The sequence below is a fragment of the Arthrobacter oryzae genome (assembly GCF_030812315.1).
Taxonomy (GTDB): Bacteria; Actinomycetota; Actinomycetes; order Actinomycetales; family Micrococcaceae; genus Arthrobacter; species Arthrobacter oryzae_B.
Map to the genome: position 1 here is coordinate 445,084 of NZ_JAUSSM010000002.1, position 18,343 is coordinate 463,426.

Sequence of the window (18,343 nt, forward strand, 5' to 3'; positions counted from 1 at the left end):
CGCGAGGCGCCGTTCACTGAACCGGCTTCGGCGGGAGTGGCTCGACGACAGAGCTACGGCGGGGCCGCCCTACACGCTAGCGGCGGACCGACGTTGCGATGACGGTGACGGCGTGTTCCACGGCGTAAACGGGATCGCGGGAGAGGCCCTTGACCTGGGCATCCGCCTCAGCCGTCACCTGGATGGAGCGAACCAGGCCCTCGGGCGTCCAGCGACGGACGTCACGCTGCGCCTGTTCCACCAGCCAGGGCTGCATGCCAAGCTGCCGCGCGATCTGGGCCGAGGACCCCTGTGCCCCGGCCACCTTGGCGACAGTCCTAAGTTTTGCGGCCAGTGCAGCCACGAGCGGCACAGGATCCGCTCCGGTTGCGAGGGCGTGCCGAAGGGTGGAAAGAGCGAGCGGCCCGTTGCCGGCCAGCGCGGCGTCAGCGACTTTGAACGCCGTCGCCTCGATCCGGCCCCCGTAGTACCGGTCCACCATGTCCGTATCAACGGCCGTGGCTGCGTCCGCGATGAGCTGGCTGCAGGCCGCGGCGAGTTCCGAAAGACTGGCGCCCACCGCATTCACCAAGGCGTGGACGGCCTCCGGCTCGATCCGCCGCGAGGCCGCCTTGAATTCCGCGGCGACGAACGCCGACTTGTCCGCGTCCTTTTTGAGGGGCTGGCAATCGACCACCGGCCAACCGGCGGACTTGATGGCATCGAGCAGCTTCTTGCCCCGGACCCCGCCGCCGTGGCGCACCACCAGGACAGCATCGGGTTCGGGGTTCGCGAGGTATTTGAGGGCGTCTGCGAGGAAGGCGTCATTCATTGCCTCCGCGGATTCGACTTCGATGAGCTTGGATTCCCCGAACAGCGACGGGCTGACGTTCATGGCGAGGGACCCTGGTTCGTAGCTCCCTGCATTGAGTCTGGTGATTTCCACATCGGGTTCAGCCGCGCGGACCTGTGACCTGATGCGGTCCATGGCACGGATGCCGAGGTACTCCTCCGGCCCGCCGATCAGCACCACACGGGCAGGGGTCACATCGCGCCAGGTGGCCGTCGCTGACGTCGCCGGCTTGGGTCGTGCTTTTTGCGCAGCGGCCACTCTTGGTTCCTCCCGGAAATCGGATTAATACCTCTAAGCCTCCCACGGCGGCGGTGCTCATCCAAGCCAGGAAACGGCGGCCAGAAGTCCAGAAAATCGATGGTCTTTCGATGCGCAGCCAGGACCAGTCTCCACACGGCCCGCGGGTGCAGAAAGAGCCACAGTACGAGCAGGGTGCAGGCGGACAGCAACACCATGGTGGCTGCACCGAACGGCCCCTCGGGCCAGGGCAGGGAGGCGCCCGGCAGGGCAGAGAAGAATCTGGCGACTCCGGCGACTCCGGCGGCGCAGGCCCCCGCCACCGCTATGGGAACGACGGCCGCCCACGGGGCCAGCGGCACCAAAGGGACGGCAGCGGTGCCAAGTATGGTTACCGGCGCGACGAGCGGCGCAGCCACCATGTTCGCCAACAGCGCGAAGGACGAAAACTGGGGCTGCAGCAGGACGATCACCGGGCCGCAGAACAGCTGGGCGGAAAGGGGAACCGCGAGTCCGGCGGCCAGCCAGCGCGGAACAACCGGCGGAAGCCACTCCATGATCCGCGGTCCGGCCACCACGATGCCAAGCGTTGCAAGCACGGACAGGAGGAAGCTGAAGCTGGTCCCCAGTGAAGGATCAGCCATTAGGAGTCCTATCACTGCAAGACAAAGGAAGCTCAGTCCGCGTCCGGTCCGGCCACCGGACAGGGATACCAGCCCGATCGCCCCCATGAGCGCGGCGCGGAGGACGCTGGCATCCGGGTCCACCATCAGGACGAACAGCGCCAGCCCAGTGAGGGCAGCCGCAGCAGCGGGCGCCCGGGGCAGGCGAACAGTCCGGGCAGCCAACAGCAATGCGCCTAGGATCAGGCTGCAGTTGGCCCCGCTTACTGCTGTCAGGTGGGTCATACCGACTGTTTTCATGGCGCCTTCAAGCTGTTCATCCAGCAAGCCAGTGTCACCCGTCACCATTCCGGGCAGCAGGCCCCGCGCATCGCCGCCGATCCATTCCGCGGCAGCGGACAATCCGGTGCGCAGCGCGGCGGGCCCCTCCTGCCATCCCGAAGGGGCAACCGTGGTGGCCGGACCGGTGCTGGCGGCCAGGATTCCGGCCTGCGTCTGGCCTTCTTCGGCAGGCCTCAGCTTGCCCGTGGTCCGGATCCGCTGGCCGGGCACCACGTACTGCCAATCAGCACCGCCCATGATCAGCAATTGGACGTCCCCACGGATCAGGTCACCCGTGGCGATGATCGCGAACGCGGTGGCCGGAACCGCCCAGCGGTCCGCCCCGGCAGGGCCAGGAGACTTGAGCTGGCGCGGCGGTCCCGTGACCTCCGCTTCGATCACGACGGCGGAACGGGACGAAACGGCTGCGGCAACGGGACCGCCGTGCTTTTGCGAAGCGGCTACCGCCGAGTGGGACGCGATGACTGCCGCCAGCGCCAGTGCAATGATGAGGGTGGTCAGGAAGCTCCGTTGCACTCGCCCCTCCCCTCCTGCCCGGCGCCGGCGTCGGATCACAATCAGCAGCGCGGCCGCGATAAAGAGCAGGCCGCCAACCACAACGCTCAGCGCCGCCGGCGGCAGCCATACTCCGGCGACGGCAGCCACCCAGGCGAGAAGGGCAGGAGGGGCGAGGCGCAAGTCAGTCCGGCGCCGTGGCCTGTCCCCGGTTCCGGCCGCAGTGCGCTTGCCCCCGGCGTGCCTGCCTGCTGCCTGCGACCTGTCCGCCAGGGCGGGAATGAGGCGTGCGGCCAGCAGCGCCGGCAAGGCGGGCGTAGTGGGCAAGCCGTCCGCCGGTCCGGCCGGAGCCTGCCCCGGTATTTGATCGTCGGCCCGGACAGCTGAGTCGACGAAGCGTTGCCACGGACTGGGCCTGCCCATCAGGACACCCGTACGAGTGGCAGCAGCGTCTCCAGCATCTTGGGTCCGACACCGTCCACGGCGTCGAGTTCCTCCACTGTGCTGAACCGCCCGTGCTCCTTGCGCCAGTCGACGATGCGCTGGGCAAGGACGGGGCCCACCCGCGGCAATGCCCCCAGCTCTTCCACCGACGCCGAGTTCAAGTCGATCCTGTCGCCGTCCGGTCCCGGGTTGTCGGAGCCTGCTCCGCCTTCCCCGGGAGCAGTGCCGGGCGGGTCCGGATCTCCTATCAGCGGCACGTGGATTTTCTGACCGTCAGTCAGGACCGCCGCAAGGTTCAAGCGGTTCAGGTCCGCCCCGGCAGCGCTGCCTCCGGCTGCGGCGATGGCCTCGTGGGTCCGGCTGCCTTCCGGCAGTTCCACGACACCGGCCCTGTTGACGGCCCCGGCTACGTGGACCACTATTTTTGCCCCGGACGGGCCACCCGAAGCCTGCGCTCCTGCCGCGGAATCGCTGGGCCCTCCCGGCGGTCCGGCGGCACCTTCCTCAGGCTGCCCGCGCGCCTCCGCGCTGGTGACCTCGCTCAGCGGCACTTCACGGGGACTGCTCTCCGCGACGTCCCACCAGAACCAGCCGCCCAGGAGCAGACTCAGCATGCCCAGCAGGACCGCGACGCGCAACCCGGTGCGCCACCTGACTCTCGAGGGTCCGTGCGTGCCGCCGTCGGAAGGGGAGTCAGTTTCCTCGCGGGCGGGTTGCGCGCCGCCGTCGTACCTAAACGGCCGCCCGCTGCTCACTCCGTTGCCATGCTCCAACAGGCCCGGGCGGGATGCTGCGTCGCCGCGCCCTTGCCCGTCACCGCCATCACCGCCCCCGGCCGGCCCAAGGGAGGCCGTCAGGCGGCGCCTTGCACGGCTGGCCGCGGCAGGTGCTCCCGCTTCCGCGTTCCGGCGTGACATACCCCCACGTTAGGAGAGCGGGACAGAGAACAGACCGCGCGGATTACGGTATGTGGACAGCCGGCACCAGCAGTTTCACCATTGAATTTACATATTGACCACGCGGGACTCCGCGCCTTACGATTTTGCCCTGCCTCCGAAAACCGGAGGAAGGTCTGAGCGATGGGGGCGGTCAAGATGCCAAAAAGGTCTGTGCTTTTTTCCGGTTGTGGAGTGGGCGTGGTGCTCATCCTTGCATCCGGCGCGGTGCCGGCACACGCGGCAAGCAGCGAAGGAACCCAGTTCACGGAAGTCTCGTCGTGCATCACGGATGAGGTCTCCGGCTGGACGTTTTGCCAGGCCGGCACCGAACGGCACATCGAGGTGCGGACGCCAAGCGGAGTCGCTGTCTTCCAGGGAAGCGGCCAGGTGGTGTCCACCCAGACCTCCCCCGACGGCGAACCCCTCACCGTGGACAACGACCACAAGTTCGTCAGCGTGTTCGCCTATTACGAAAGCCCCTGGTTCTACGAGCCCAACGTCATCAAGACCAACGCGACCAGCGTCTTCGCCTTCCCCGACGGCGCCTCCTGCACCTTCGTGTCTGACAGCATCAGCGTCCTCGACAAGGGCCGTTACAACCGCGACACGGTGACCTGCACCCCCTGAACTGCCAGGGCGGGGACGTTCCCCATCCAACGGGCCCAAGCGGGCCAATCAGTGCTGTTGGCTACTTCTGGTATGTGATGTAGGCCTCGTACTGGACCCGCCAGGCCTCCGGGGCCTTGGGATCGGGAACCGTCGTGGTCAGGAACTGGACGCTCGTCACCTGGCCCTTGAGATACTTCAACCAGTTGGTCACTTCTTCCGACACGTCCTTGTCGAACTGCGCAACGTGGTGGACCTGCATTGACATGGGAGCCTCCTTGTCCGGTGGGGAGACTGTACTACCAGCGCCGGGATTGAACCAGTGGCGGCTGACGGCCGGCTCCAGCAGAGTCGGTCAGCCGGCGCCGTCCACCGGATCCCTCGCCGGTGTGCTGCTCTCCCCGACGATCACGGCCAGCACTCCCAGTCCCGCGTGTGCGGCAAGCACTGCAGGGAGCGAACTGATCTGGGCCGGGGGTGCCTCCGGGAGTGCCGCGGCCAGCCGGCCAGCGAGTTCGGCGGCTTCGCCAGGGTTGCCGAAGTGGTGGACCGCCAGCCGGGCCTGGCCCGAAGGCCGCGCTGCGGCGTCCTCAACCACGATTTCCTCGAGGCGGGCCACCGCCCGCGCCGCCGACCTGACCTTCTCCAGCGGGACGATCTTCCCGTCATCCACGGCGAGGATCGGCTTGATGGCAAACACTGTTCCCCACAGGGATGCCGCTGCTCCGATCCGGCCGCCGCGGCGCAACTGCTCCAGGCTGGGAACGTAGAAATACACTTTGGTGCGGGCCAGCCGCTCTTCGGCAAAAGCGCGGACTTCCGCTGCCGGGCGGCCGTCTGCAGCGGCTACCACCGCGCTTTGCACGGCCATGCCCAGCGCCATGCCCACGGTTTTCGAATCGAGCACTTCGACGGGGATCCCGACGCGTGATGCAGCGAGTCTGGCGGAGTCGGCAGTGCCGGAAAGGGCTCCGGAGATATGGATGGAGACCACGGCTTCGAAGCCGCGGCGCCGTGCTGCATGATAAGCCTGCTCGAATTGGCCCGGCGAAGGCCGTGACGTTTTGACGGGCATCCCGGTAGCCAGCGCCACTGCGATCGTGTCGGTGATGTCGTCTTCACCTTCGCCGTAGATCTCCTCGCCCACCATCACGGGCATGGGAACTACGGTTAGCCGGCCGTCGGCCGTGAAGTCCCTGACCCAGTCGGCGGGAAGTGCGGCTGCGGAGTCGGTGACCACCGCGGTGCGCACGACGGCGGCCGGCACCACTGCTTCCGGCGCAACTCCCTGTCGGGAGACCTGTCGCAGGCGGACGAGCCGCTCCCTCAGCCACGGCCAGCCGGCCGGCTCCCGGTCGTTCACGGCGTCCCCCTGCTGTTCCGGTTACATCATGGCCGGCCGCCAGTATGACTGGCGGCCGGTGCCCCGGCTAGGCCGGGACGATGTTGACCAGTTTAGGGGCACGCACGATGACCGTGCGGATGCCCCGCCCGTCGAGGGCGCGCTCCACGTTCGTCGACGCGAGGGCCAGTTCCCGCAGCTCGTCCTCGCCGATCTCCGGCGAGACCTCGAGGCGGTCGCGGACCTTGCCCTGGACCTGGACCACGGCAGTCACTTTCTCCTGCACCAGGAGCGCTTCGTCATGCTCGGGCCAGCCGGCGTTGGCCACGGACGCGGGGTGCCCCAGCACGTTCCACATGTCCTCGGCCGTGTAGGGCGCGAAGAGGCTGAGGATGACTGCGACGGCTTCGGCTGCTTCGCGTACGGCGGGATCCGCCCCGCCCGCCCCGGAGGCTGCATCTATGGTCTTGCGGGTTGCGTTGACCAGCTCCATAAGCTTGGCCACCACCACGTTGAACTTGTTGCTGTCCAGCAGAGTGGCGGCGTCCGCGATAGTGCGGTGGGTAACGGAGCGCAGCGCCCGGTCTCCCTGGGCGGCGTCCGTTCCGGGAGCGCTGGTGACGTCCTGCGCCAGCCGCCACGCACGGGCCAGGAATTTCGCGGAGCCCGATGGGGAGACATCCGCCCAGTCGACGTCGTCCTCCGGCGGGGAGGCGAAGATCATTGTCAGGCGGACGGCATCCACACCGAACTTGTCCAGCTGCTCGCCGAGGTCAACACCGTTGCCCAGCGACTTGCTCATGGCCTTACCGCCGTTGAGGACCTGACCCTGGTTGAGCAGGGCGCTGAACGGCTCGTCGGCGTCGATCATGCCCAGGTCGTGGATGACCTTGGTGAAGAACCGTGCATACAGCAGGTGCAGGATGGCGTGCTCCACGCCGCCCACGTACTGCCCAACCGGCATCCAGTCGTTGATCTTCTCCGGGTCGAACGGGCCGCCGGTGTACTGCGGGGAAACGAACCGCAGGAAGTACCAGGACGAATCCACGAAGGTGTCCATGGTGTCGGTGTCGCGTTTGGCGGGGCCGTGGCAGTTGGGGCACTCGACGTTGACCCACGCCTCGGCGGCGGCCAGCGGCGAGGTGCCCTTCGGCGAAAGGTCTTCGCCGCGCAGGTCAGCCGGCAGGGTGACCGGCAGCTGCTCGTCAGGGACGGGAACCTCACCGCAGGCGGGGCAGTGGATGATCGGGATCGGGGTGCCCCAGAACCGCTGGCGGCTGAGCAGCCAGTCGCGCAACCGGAAGTTGACGAACTTTTCGCCTGTGCCCTGCTTCTCCAGCATTTCGATCGCGGCCGGGATGGCCTCCGCCTTGGGCAGCCCGTCGAGCACACCCGAGTTGATCAGCGTGCCTTCGCCGGCCGTGGCCGTGCCGGAGACCGCGGGGTCGTCTTCGCCCGTGTCCAGCACAGCGCGGACGGGCAGGTCGAAGGTCTTGGCGAAGTCGAGGTCGCGCTGGTCGTGGGCAGGGACGGCCATGATGGCGCCAGTGCCGTAGTCCGCGAGCACGTAGTCCGCCGCCCAGACCGGCAGCTTCTCGCCGTTCAGGGGGTTGACGGCGTACCGCCCGGTGAAGACGCCGGTCTTCTCCCGTTCGGTGGACTGGCGTTCAATTTCGGAGAGCGCCTTGACCTGTTCGCGGTAGGCATCCAGGGCTGCGGCGTGCTCGTCCGTGACCAGCTCCACAGCCAGTGGCGCGTCGGCCGCCACCACGAAGAAGGTTGCGCCGTACAGGGTGTCCGGCCGCGTGGTGAAGACGGTGACGTCCTTGGTGGGCTTGCCGCCGTCGGCTTCGATGACGAAGTTGACGTGGGCACCCTCGGACCGGCCGATCCAGTTCTTCTGCATGGCCAGGACGCGCTCGGGCCAGTGGCCGCGCAGTTCGTCCATGTCATCCAGCAGGCGGTCGGCGTATTCGGTGATCTTGAAGTACCACTGGTTAAGGGACTTCTTGGTCACGGGCGTGCCGCAGCGTTCGCATGCACCGTTGACCACCTGTTCGTTGGCCAGCACCGTCTGGTCCTTGGGGCACCAGTTGACCGGGGAATCCTTGCGGTACGCCAGGCCGCGCTCGTAGAAGCGCTTGAACAGCCACTGGGTCCAGCGGTAGTACTCCGGGTCCGAGGTGTGCAGGCGCCGTGACCAGTCCGCCGAGATGGCGTAGCGCTTGAAGGACGCCGCCTGCGTGTCGATGTTTGCGTAGGTCCACTCGCTGGGGTGCGCGTTGCGCTTGATGGCGGCGTTCTCCGCGGGCAGGCCGAAGGAGTCCCAGCCGATCGGGTGCAGGACGTCGTAACCCTTCTGGCGCAGGTAACGCGCGACGACGTCACCCATGGCAAACGCTTCGGCGTGGCCCATGTGCAGGTCGCCGGAGGGGTAGGGGAACATGTCGAGGACGTAGCGGCGCTCGCGCGAGCCGTCATCGACAGGGGTGAACACCTTGAGGTCTTCCCACACCTGCGGCCATTTGGCTTCCATCGCGGCGAAGCTGTAGGTGCCCTCCTCGGGGCCGTCCGTCGCGACTGTTGCTGTTCCGGTCTCTGTCTCCGGCTGAACGCTCACTGCTGCCCTCTTCTGTTCTGTACCGCTTTTCGTACGGCCCTGGCGTCCTGTCCCGCCCCGGCCTCCTGATCCCCTGCTTGCGGCCGGGAGAGAACCCCAGACACACAAAAGCCCCTCGACATGGAGGGGCGGCCGCTCGGCAATCCGTATTTGGTCGGGATACCGGGCGGCTAGCTAAGCAGAGGGATCGCACGCATAGAACTACTTTAGCGCACCCGCACCTTCCCTTAAACGTAAGTCGCCACGAGCGGCTGAAGTAAGCACACAACAGAGAGGGAGGCCGCACCCCGCCAGGGTGTGGTGGGCACCGCGAAGCGGGCAGGGCGGGTGCGGCCTCCCTCGTCAGAGGTTGCGGTCTACTTCACGTCCTCGTCGACCCAGTCCATGGACTTCGTGACTGCCTTCCTCCAGAGACGCATCTGACGGTCCTGCTCAGCTTGGTCCAGCTTGGGTTCCCAGCGCTTGTCCTCGGACCAGTTGGCCGAGCACTCCCCCAGGTCCTTCCAGAATCCGACGGCCAGGCCGGCCGCATAGGCGGCACCGAGGGCGGTGGTCTCCACAACCTTGGGCCGGATCACCGGAACGCCCAGGATGTCCGCCTGGAACTGCATGAGCGCATCGTTGGCGACCATGCCGCCGTCGACCTTCAACTCGGTCAGCGGAACACCGGAGTCCGCGTTGACGGCGTCAAGCACCTCACGGGTCTGGAAGGCGGTGGCCTCCAGCGCCGCACGGGCGATGTGGTTCCTGTTCACGAAGCGGGTCAGGCCCACGATGGCGCCGCGGGCGTCGGAACGCCAGTACGGTGCGAACAGTCCCGAGAACGCCGGCACGATGTAGACTCCGCCGTTGTCCTTGACCGCGGCGGCGAGCGTCTCCACCTCCGGGGCGCTGCTGATCAGGCCGAGGTTGTCCCGCAGCCACTGGATGAGGGATCCGGTGACGGCGATCGAACCTTCCAGCGCGTAGTGCGGTGCAGCATCCCCGAGCTTGTAGCCCACGGTGGTGAGGAGCCCGTTCTTGGAGTGGACGATTTCCTCTCCTGTGTTGAAGATCAGGAAGCAGCCTGTTCCGTAGGTGTTCTTGGCTTCGCCGGCTTCAAACGCCGCCTGGCCGAACGTGGCCGCCTGCTGGTCACCGAGGATGCCGGACACCGGCACCTCGCGCAGCAGTTGGGAGGTGTGGACGTTGCCGTAGACCTCGGAGGAGGACTTGATGGCGGGCATCATGGAGGCCGGAACGCCGAAGGCATCCAGGATTTCCTGGTCCCAGGACAGCGTTTCGAGGTCCATGAACATGGTCCTCGAGGCGTTGGTGACGTCGGTGACGTGCACGCCGCCGTCCACTCCGCCGGTGAGGTTCCACAGCACCCAGCAGTCGGTGTTGCCAAAGACCAGGTCGCCGGCCTCTGCCTTTTCCCGGGCGCCTTCCACGTTGTCCAGGATCCACTTGATCTTGGTGCCGGAGAAGTAGGTGGCCAGCGGCAGGCCCACCTTCTGCTTGAAACGCTCAGGGCCGCCATCCTTGGCCAGTTCATCGACGATGCCCTGGGTCCGGGTGTCCTGCCAGACGATGGCGTTGTAGACGGCCTTGCCCGTGGTCTTGTCCCATACAACGGCTGTTTCGCGCTGGTTGGTGATGCCAACGGCGGCGATGTCGTGCCGTGTCAGGTTCGCCTTGGACAGGGCCGAACCGATGACCTCTCGGGTGTTGTCCCAGATTTCAGCGGGGTCATGCTCCACCCAGCCGGCCTGCGGGAAGATCTGCTCGTGTTCCATCTGTCCGGAGGAGACGATGCTGCCGCTGTGGTCGAAGACGATGGCGCGCGTGCTGGTGGTGCCCTGGTCGATGGCGATTACGTACTGGTTCATGTTGACGTCCTTGTCTGTTGTGTGAAGGGCTTGGTCAGTGTGTTGGTCTGCGGAGCGGGGATCAGGAAGCTGCCGTGACGATGATCGGCACTACTGCTGCGACGACGCCGGCCAGGGTACCGCCGACAAGCGGCCCGACAACCGGGATCCAGGAGTAACTCCAGTCGCTGGAACCCTTGCCCTTGATGGGGAGCAGTGCGTGCGCGATGCGGGGGCCAAGGTCACGGGCGGGGTTGATGGCGTAGCCGGTGGGACCGCCGAGGGATACGCCGATGCCGACAACCAGCAGGGCCACTGCGAGCGGACCGAGGCCGGATGGCGTGCCGCCGAACGTCAGGATGACGAAGACGAGCACGAACGTGCCGATGATCTCGGTGATCAGGTTCCAGGGGGTGGAACGGATGGCCGGGCCGGTGGAGAACACGGCAAGCTTGCTGGCGGGCGCCGGTTCGGCGTCAAAGTGCTGCTTGTGGGCAAGCCACATGACCACTGCGCCCAGGAACGCGCCCAGGAATTCACCACCGAAGTAAGTCAGCGTGGAGGCGAAGTCGACACTGACGCCGGGAGCATACTCCGCTTTTCCGTTGATCAGCAGGCCCAGGGTGACGGCGGGGTTCAGGTGCGCGCCGGACCGGGCGGCGACGTAGACGCCGGCGAAGACTGCGATGCCCCACCCCCATGTGACCATTAGGAATCCGCCGTTGTTGCCCTTGGTGCCCTTGAGCGCGACGTTTGCCACCACGCCGCAACCCAACAATGTCAGCATCCCGGTTCCGAACACTTCGGAAAGAAAAACAATTCCAAGAGACATCTTTGACTCCTCTATTTTCTGTTGTCAGCCCTTCGCGAGTTTGAAGGGCTGTTGGGCCGGCAATGTTGTTGCAATGCCGGCCGGCTGCTGCGCCGGCTGCTGCTCCAGCGGAACCGCGCAGCCCTTGCGCCCGGGCATCACTGCCCGGGCACGCAAGCCTGTTAAGCGACCAGGCTGTGGACCTGGACGCCGTGGAAGCGTTCAAGCACCTCCTGGGCATAGTGGATTTCGGCGGCCCGGGTGGCGGCGTCCCAGTCCAGCGGACCAGCGAGGACGTCGGCCACCTCGTTGAGGAGTTCGCCCGTCACCAGGCCGCGGAAGGCCAAGGAAGTGCGCCGGATCAAGACGTCGATGAGGTGTCCCACCTGTTCGTTTGTGGCCATGAATTCCAGTTCGCGGACACTGAGTTCCCGCGTGGAGTGCAGGAGCCGGTCCGGGCCGGCATCGAGGAAGTCCAGGACCTCCTCGGCGCGGGTTCCGTAGCGCGTCAGCAGCCCGGAAATCCGGTCGGCGCCGCGGCCGCCGTACATGTGGGCCTTGATCCACTGCTGGACACCGGCCTGGGTGTCCGGGAACCCGGCGCCGCCACCGATGGCGAGCTTCGCCGTCGAGATTTTCCGTTCCAGGCCCAGTTCCTTCAGCACGTCATTCGTCAGGTGTTCGGCCAGCGCGCGGAACGTGGTCCACTTGCCGCCGACGAGGCTGAGTACGACGGCGCCGCTGCCGCCGGCGGCCGCTGCCGGTCCGCCGGCCGTGGAGGCGCGGCGTTCAATCCTGTAGTCCCTGCTGACGAAGCCCGGCTGGGTGGCATCGTGCTTAGGCAGCGGGCGGACACCGGAAAAGGTGTAGACAATCTGCTCCCGGCCCACGGCGATGTCCGGGAAGACGTGGCCGATCAGGTCGAAGAAGTACTCAATCTCGGCGTCGGTGCACACGGCGTCCTCTGCCATGTCAGCGTCGACGTCGGTGGTTCCCACGAGGACGCGGTCCCCCATCGGGTAGATGAGGACGATCCGGCCGTCGGTGTGTTCGAAGAAGATCTCGCGGCCGTTGCAGGCCCCGAGGAGTTCGGGGTGGTCCAGCACGATGTGCGAGCCCTTGGTGCCGCCCATGAACGTGGACGCGGCGCCCATGGCCTCGTTGGTCAGGTCCACCCATGCGCCCGTGGTGTTGACGATGACGTCAGCTGTGAAGTCGAAGACCTCTCCGCTGAGTTCGTCGCGCAGCTGGACTGTACTGCCGCCGGTGGAGCCGGTCCGGGTCCCGGCCGCTCCTCCCGTGGACACCAGCGAAACGTAGTTGCTGGCCCGTGCATCGCTGGGGCCGGCCGTCCCCGCTTTCTCCCCGTCCTGCAGCACATCCAGGGTGAGGCGCTCCGGGTTGTGGACCGAGGCATCGAAGTACGTGGCCGCGTACTTGATGCCCGGGTGCAGCCGGGGCAGCTCGGCCAGGGCGCGCTTGCGGCCGCGGAACTGGTGGCGTGGAACGGTGCCGCCGTCGCGGGAGAAGAAGTCGTACATGCTCAGGCCCAGCTTGATGAGGAAGGCTCCGCGTTCCTTCGGCTTGCCCTGCTGCTTGTGGGTCAGGAACCGCAGCGGCGCCGAGAGAACACCCGAGAAGGTGCTGAAGATGGGGATGGTGGTCTGGAGCGGCTTGACGTAGTGGGGAGCGATGCGCAGGAGCCTGTTGCGTTCGACGACGGACTCCTGGACCAGCCGGAATTCACCGTTTTCCAGATACCGGATTCCGCCGTGGATCATGTGCGACGATGCGCCGCTGGCCCCCTGGCAGTAGTCCCCCCGTTCGACGAGGGCAACATCCACTCCCTGCAGTGCCAGATCGCGGAAAGTACCTACGCCGTTGATCCCGCCACCGATGATCAGGACTTGGGCGCGGGGACGCCGGCGCAGGCTTTGCACCGATTCCCGCTGGCGAGTGGAGGCCGGATGGCCGGATGAATCCTTGGTTCCCAAAACTGCTCCTTTGGGGTTTGGTCTGTGCGGCGCGCCTCACAGCGCGGCGCCGTTCACCACTATTGTTTGGAGTAATGGAAAATGGAGTCAAGCACTATGCACAAACGTGCAGGACGGAACCGGAATGCCGCGCTCACGCCACTCAGAAGCCCTCAGAGCTGCACAACTGTACTACCTGCAGGACCTCACGATGGACGCCATAGCCAGGGAGCTCCGGACCTCCAGATCCACGGTTTCACGCCTACTTTCGGCTGCCAGGGAGACCGGCCTGGTCCAGATCCAGATCCGCAACCCGCTCGACACCGGCCCGGAACTGGAGCACATGATCCGCGCGCAATATGGGGTGGATGTCCACGTCGTTCCGGTCGTTGACACATTGAATGAGGCGGAGACCCTTGACAGAGTGGCCATGCAGGCTGCACGGACCATCGGGCCGCTGGTTGACTCCAACGCCATCATTGGCGTCGCCTGGGGATCCACGCTCAGCGCCGTCAGCAGGCACCTCACCCGCAAGATCACCCACGACAGCGTGATCGTCCAACTCAACGGCGCCGGCAACATGCAGACCACCGGCATTACCTACGCGAGTGACATCATGCGCAGGTTCGGCAGCGCCTACGGTGCGCGCGTTGAGCAGTTTCCGGTTCCGGCCTTCTTCGACCACGCCGCCACCAAGACAGCCATGTGGAATGAACGCAGCGTCCAGCGCATTCTAGAACTCCAGTCACGCATGAGCATCGCCATCTTTGGCGTGGGCTCCGTGGACGCCGACTACCCCAGCCACGTCTATGCCGGCGGCTACCTCGACGAGAACGACCTGAACATTTTGGCCAGCTCAGACGTGGTGGGTGACGTCGCGACCGTGTTTTTCCGGGGTGACGGGTCCTCCGACGGCATCACGCTCAACGAACGGTCCACCGGTCCCGCACTTGCACAGTTGCGGCAGGTCCGGCGCCGGATCTGCGTCGTCTCGGGGGCGTCAAAGATCAACGGACTGCGCGGCGCGCTCGCCGCCGGGCTGGCCACGGACCTGATACTCGATGAAGCCATGGCCCGCCGCCTGGTCAGTTTTGACGGACTGTCCTGACGTCGCCGCTTTACCGCCCGACGGCCTGTCCGCCGGGAGGGCGCGGCCCCGAGTCGGTAGAGTCAGTGCTATGAAAAACTCGCCCCGGCTAAGCCTCAACAACGGTGTGCTGATCGACCAGCTGGGCTTCGGGCTCTATAAGGTTCCCCCGGCCGAAGCGGCCGGCCTCGTGACCATGGCCCTCGAAGCCGGCTACCGGCACTTCGACACCGCGTCCATGTACGGCAATGAAACCGGGGTAGGCAAGGCCATCGGCGCGCTGTCCGGGTTCGCTGGCCCGGGAGCCGGCGGAGGCTCCGGCGAGGCATCCCCGGCACTCTCCCGCGAGAACCTGTTCGTCACCACAAAGGTGTGGAACGACGACCATGGCTATGACGCCACGATGCGCGCCTTTGACACATCCATGTCCAACCTGGGCATGGAATACGTTGACCTCTACCTCATACATTGGCCATGCGCCCGCCGCGGGCTCTTCACCGAAAGCTACCGGGCCATGGAGACCCTGTACCGCGAGGGCAGGATCCGGGCGATCGGGGTCTCCAACTTCCAGCCCGCCCATCTGGAGCACCTGCTCGAGCACGCTGAAGTGATCCCCGCCGTGAACCAGATTGAACTCCACCCCTGGCTCCAACAGGAAGAACTCCGCCGGCTGCACGACCGGCTTGGCGTCCGGACCGAGGCGTGGAGCCCGCTGGGCCGGGGCCAGGTGCTTGAGGATCCGGTGGTGCTGGAACTCGCAGCGGCGCACCGCCGGACCGCGGCCCAGATCATCCTGAGATGGCACGTGCAGCTAGGCAACGTGGTGATCCCGAAAGCCAGCTCCTACGGCCGGATCCGGGAGAACCTGGACGTCTTCGGGTTCACCCTGGACGCCGATGACATGGCCGCCCTGGCCGGCCTGGAACGCGGCCACCGCACAGGCTCCCACCCGGACAACGTCAACTAGGATTCGAAACCATGGAACAAGTGGACACGGGCCCGGCACAGGCCCCGCCCCTCTTCAGCGGGCAGCTCGATGCCAGGACGCGGGCCGGCAGCTTGGATCTGCAGGGCTGCAATGTCGACTACTGGGTGTACGAGCCTGTGCGCGTGACGCCTGAAACCAGAACCATCTTGGTGGTCCACGGCTTCCGCGGCGACCACCACGGCCTGCTCAGGATTGCGGACCAGCTGTCCGACATGCGCCTCATCATGCCCGATCTCCCGGGCTTCGGCAGCTCGGATGCGTTTGCCGACGGCGGGCACAGCGTCCCGCGGTACGGACAGTTCATCAGCGACTTCATGGCCGCCCTGGGCCTTGGGCCGGAAACGGTGCTGCTGGGACACTCCTTCGGATCGATCATTGCCAGCCATTTCGTGGCGGCCAACCCCCGCGCCGTCTTCCCGCTCATCCTCATCAACCCGATCGCAGCACCGGCCCTTGAAGGGCCCAAGGGCGTCATGACCAAACTGGCTGTCCTCTACTACGAGGCTTCCGCCAGGCTTCCCCGTGCCCTGGGCTTGTACCTGCTCCGCAGCCGGCTCATCGTCAGGGTCATGAGCGTAGCCATGGCAAAGACCCGGGACAGGCAGCTCCTGCGGTTCATCCACGGGCAGCACAACGCCTATTTCTCCGCCTTCGCCAACCGGGACAGCCTGCTTGAATCCTTCAAGGCGTCCGTCGGCAGCAACGTCTCCGAAGTTGCCCCGAAGCTCGCCCTGCCGGTGCTGCTGGTCGCCGGGGAAAAGGATGAAATCGCAATGCTGCCGGACCAGCACAAACTGGCGGCCCTCCTGCCTGACGCCACCCTCCACGTCATTCCCGGCGTCGGGCATCTCATTCATTACGAGACCCCCGAACCGGCCGCCGGCTTCATCAGACGCTTCCTGAAGGACCATCCCGCGTGAAAATCATTATCGACGCCCGTTTCACCCGCCTGGACCACCACGACGGCATCAGCCGGTATGGCGCCAGCCTGATCGCGGCGACGGCCAAGATTGCGGACGTCTCGATGCTCATCAGCGATCCCCGGCAGCTCGCCCTGCTGCCGGACGTCCCCTACACGCTGATCAACAGCCCGCTCTCCCCTGCAGAACTGTTTGTGGCAGCAAAGGTCAACAAGCTGGGCGCCGACGTCGTGGTGTGCCCGATGCAGACGATGGGGACGTTTGGCCGGAAATACGGCCTGGTGCTGACCCTGCACGACCTGATCTATTACGAGCACCCTGCCCCGCCGGGGTTCCTGCCTGCGCCCGTCCGGCTGCTCTGGCGCCTCTACCATAAGGCCTACTGGCCGCAACGGATGCTCCTGAACCGCGCTGATGTGGTGGCAACCATCAGCCACACCACCGAGGCCCTGATCGCGAAGCACAGCCTCACCAGGCGGCCGGTCCGGATTGTGGGCAACGCGCCGCAGCACGGCCATACTCCGCGCGACCCCGGTGCCGGGGCGGACAAAACGCTCCTCTACATGGGTTCCTTCATGCCGTACAAGAACGTGGAAACCATGGTCCGGGGAATGGCCGAACTGCCCGACATGACCCTTCACCTCCTGAGCCGCATTACTCCGCAGCGCCGGTTGGAACTGGAGGCCCTGGTGCCCGACGGGGCCAATATCGTGTTCCACAACGGCGTGACCGACGCGGAGTACGAGGAGTTGCTGGCCCGGACAACCGCGTTGATCAGCCTGTCCCGTGCGGAGGGCTACGGCCTCCCCCTGGTGGAGGCGATGTCCCACGGCACCCCTGTCATCGCCAGCGACATTCCGATTTTCCGCGAAGTGGGCCATAACGCCGTCAGCTATGTCCATCCGGATTCCCCGTCGGAGTTCACCGAGGCCGTCCGGCGGCTCGAGCAGCCGGACGTGTGGAAGGCGCAGTCACGGCGTTCCGTGGAGCGGGCGGCTGAATTCAGCTGGGCGCACTCCGCCCGGCAACTGGTCCAGCTGGCTGAAGAGGCCGCCCGCATCAACAGCCGCTGAGGCCGGCCACGGCTGTGTCGCGCAGCTGGAACAGCCGCTCTTTTTAGGCCAGTTGGGTGAGGACGACGGGACCGGATTCCGTGACGGCAATCGTGTGCTCGGAGTGCGCAGTCCGACGGCCGTTGGAACTGCACAAGGTCCACCCGTCAGGAGCTGTAACGAGTTTGCTGGTGCCGTCCATGATCCAGGGTTCTATGGCCAATAGCAGTCCGGGGCGAAGCGTGTATCCGCGTCCAGGTGTACCGGTGTTCGGAATATGCGGGTCCTGATGCATGGTGCTTCCAACGCCATGTCCGCCAAATTCGGTGTTGACCTGGAAGTGTGCTGATTCGAGGACTGAACCAATTGCATGGGAGATATCTCCAATACGCGCTCCGGACCGGGCTGCCCGGATACCGGCCAGAAGCGCCTTCTCCGTGGTTTCGATCATGTGCAGGTCCTGCAGTGCAGGGGACTCCCCTACAACGAAGCTGATGGCGGAATCAGTGACCCAACCATCAACACTTGCTGCGAAGTCAAGCGTGAGCAGATCCCCATCCCTCAGAACGTAGTCATAAGGGAGGCCGTGTAAAACGGCATCGTTGACGGACGTGCAGATGACCTTTCCGAAGGGGCCGCGCCCAAACGACGGGGCGTAGTCGACATAGCACGAGCGGGCTCCCGCGCTCCGGATCATCGAAGCTGCCCAGTCGTTGATGTCCAAGAGATTCGTCCCGGGCTCGATTCTCTCCCTCAAGTCCGCCAGAGTCTTCGCCACGAATTGCCCGGACAGGCGTGCCACGTCAACTTCCCGGGGCGTGAGTAGCTCAATCAATGGTTCCTCCAACGTCGTACCGTTATTATTATAACGGTACTACTATAACGGTACTAAGCTTAGAAGATGGTTAGAGTCCCCCTAAGCCCAGAAGACGTCCGTGCAGGGAGGCTGCTGGGAGAGATGCTCCGTAATGCGCGAGGGGAACGGACCCTTGTCCAGGTAGCGCTCGGGGCAGGCATATCCCCTGAGACCCTTAGGAAAATCGAGACGGGTCGAATTGCGACACCGTCCTTCATGATCGTTGCTGCCCTTGCCGAAGAACTGGCTCTCTCCCTGGATGCCATCCAGGGAACACTACGAAAGTCATCGGGTGAGAAGCTCGATGTAGCTTCCTAGGCGCATCAG

At 65.7% G+C, this 18,343-nt stretch carries 16 protein-coding genes; 6 read left to right on the forward strand and 10 right to left on the reverse strand.

Annotation, left to right across the window (positions count from 1 at the left end; translation table 11 throughout):
- Nucleotides 1-76: 76 nt before the first annotated feature.
- From holA to J2S97_RS05535, 3 genes are read right to left on the reverse strand one after another with little or no spacing between them, the layout of a single operon-like run.
- Nucleotides 77-1,090, reverse strand: coding sequence for a DNA polymerase III subunit delta (holA, locus tag J2S97_RS05525; RefSeq protein ID WP_307047308.1), 1,014 nt, complete (start codon nucleotides 1,088-1,090; stop codon nucleotides 77-79).
- Nucleotides 1,024-2,952 (reverse strand): ComEC/Rec2 family competence protein, encoded by a 1,929-nt coding sequence (locus J2S97_RS05530; RefSeq protein WP_307047310.1) that lies wholly within the window; start codon nucleotides 2,950-2,952, stop codon nucleotides 1,024-1,026. The genes holA and J2S97_RS05530 overlap by 67 nt, the downstream gene beginning before the upstream one ends.
- Nucleotides 2,952-3,890: a ComEA family DNA-binding protein gene (locus J2S97_RS05535; RefSeq protein WP_307047312.1), complete on the reverse strand. Its 939-nt coding sequence runs from the start codon at nucleotides 3,888-3,890 to the stop codon at nucleotides 2,952-2,954. Before J2S97_RS05535 ends, J2S97_RS05530 begins: the two co-directional genes overlap by 1 nt.
- A 219-nt stretch (nucleotides 3,891-4,109) precedes the next feature.
- On the opposite strand from J2S97_RS05535, the gene J2S97_RS05540 reads away from it, so the two are divergent.
- Complete coding sequence (locus J2S97_RS05540; protein ID WP_307047314.1) at nucleotides 4,110-4,538, forward strand: hypothetical protein; 429 nt, start codon at nucleotides 4,110-4,112, stop codon at nucleotides 4,536-4,538.
- 61 nt (nucleotides 4,539-4,599) lie between these two features.
- On the opposite strand, the gene J2S97_RS05545 is transcribed toward J2S97_RS05540, so the two are convergent.
- The 6 genes from J2S97_RS05545 to J2S97_RS05570 form a co-directional block, all read right to left on the reverse strand.
- Entirely contained in the window at nucleotides 4,600-4,785 is a 186-nt protein-coding gene (locus J2S97_RS05545) for a hypothetical protein (RefSeq protein ID WP_104172976.1), read from the reverse strand.
- Between the two features lie 87 nt (nucleotides 4,786-4,872).
- Complete coding sequence (locus tag J2S97_RS05550; RefSeq protein ID WP_307047316.1) at nucleotides 4,873-5,880, reverse strand: DegV family protein; 1,008 nt, start codon at nucleotides 5,878-5,880, stop codon at nucleotides 4,873-4,875.
- 67 nt (nucleotides 5,881-5,947) lie between these two features.
- Nucleotides 5,948-8,479 (reverse strand): leucine--tRNA ligase, encoded by a 2,532-nt coding sequence (gene leuS, locus J2S97_RS05555; RefSeq protein ID WP_307047318.1) that lies wholly within the window; start codon nucleotides 8,477-8,479, stop codon nucleotides 5,948-5,950.
- Between the two features lie 356 nt (nucleotides 8,480-8,835).
- Nucleotides 8,836-10,350 (reverse strand): glycerol kinase GlpK, encoded by a 1,515-nt coding sequence (gene glpK / locus J2S97_RS05560; protein WP_307047320.1) that lies wholly within the window; start codon nucleotides 10,348-10,350, stop codon nucleotides 8,836-8,838.
- A gap of 61 nt (nucleotides 10,351-10,411) precedes the next feature.
- Nucleotides 10,412-11,161, reverse strand: coding sequence for an MIP/aquaporin family protein (locus J2S97_RS05565; protein WP_307047322.1), 750 nt, complete (start codon nucleotides 11,159-11,161; stop codon nucleotides 10,412-10,414).
- A gap of 161 nt (nucleotides 11,162-11,322) precedes the next feature.
- Entirely contained in the window at nucleotides 11,323-13,134 is a 1,812-nt protein-coding gene (locus J2S97_RS05570) for a glycerol-3-phosphate dehydrogenase/oxidase (RefSeq protein ID WP_307047324.1), read from the reverse strand.
- 124 nt (nucleotides 13,135-13,258) lie between these two features.
- On the opposite strand from J2S97_RS05570, the gene J2S97_RS05575 reads away from it, so the two are divergent.
- The 4 genes from J2S97_RS05575 (at nucleotide 13,259) to J2S97_RS05590 (ending at nucleotide 17,181) form a co-directional block, all read left to right on the forward strand.
- Nucleotides 13,259-14,221 carry a sugar-binding transcriptional regulator gene (locus J2S97_RS05575; RefSeq protein WP_307047326.1) on the forward strand — a complete coding sequence of 321 codons (963 nt, stop codon included), beginning with the start codon at nucleotides 13,259-13,261 and terminating at the stop codon, nucleotides 14,219-14,221.
- Nucleotides 14,222-14,291: 70 nt separating this feature from the next.
- Nucleotides 14,292-15,167 (forward strand): aldo/keto reductase, encoded by an 876-nt coding sequence (locus tag J2S97_RS05580; RefSeq protein WP_307047327.1) that lies wholly within the window; start codon nucleotides 14,292-14,294, stop codon nucleotides 15,165-15,167.
- 11 nt (nucleotides 15,168-15,178) lie between these two features.
- Nucleotides 15,179-16,108 (forward strand): alpha/beta fold hydrolase, encoded by a 930-nt coding sequence (locus J2S97_RS05585; RefSeq protein ID WP_307047328.1) that lies wholly within the window; start codon nucleotides 15,179-15,181, stop codon nucleotides 16,106-16,108.
- Nucleotides 16,105-17,181, forward strand: coding sequence for a glycosyltransferase family 4 protein (locus J2S97_RS05590; RefSeq protein WP_307047330.1), 1,077 nt, complete (start codon nucleotides 16,105-16,107; stop codon nucleotides 17,179-17,181). Before J2S97_RS05585 ends, J2S97_RS05590 begins: the two co-directional genes overlap by 4 nt.
- Nucleotides 17,182-17,224: 43 nt before the next feature.
- Here J2S97_RS05590 and map read toward each other — a convergent pair whose 3' ends face one another.
- The gene (gene map, locus J2S97_RS05595; RefSeq protein WP_307047332.1) at nucleotides 17,225-17,995 is read right to left on the reverse strand and encodes a type I methionyl aminopeptidase; all 771 of its coding nucleotides are present in this window, start codon (nucleotides 17,993-17,995) and stop codon (nucleotides 17,225-17,227) included.
- Between the two features lie 123 nt (nucleotides 17,996-18,118).
- Between map and J2S97_RS05600 the strand changes: the two genes are divergently transcribed.
- The gene (locus tag J2S97_RS05600; RefSeq protein ID WP_373460509.1) at nucleotides 18,119-18,334 is read left to right on the forward strand and encodes a helix-turn-helix domain-containing protein; all 216 of its coding nucleotides are present in this window, start codon (nucleotides 18,119-18,121) and stop codon (nucleotides 18,332-18,334) included.
- Nucleotides 18,335-18,343: the final 9 nt, after the last annotated feature.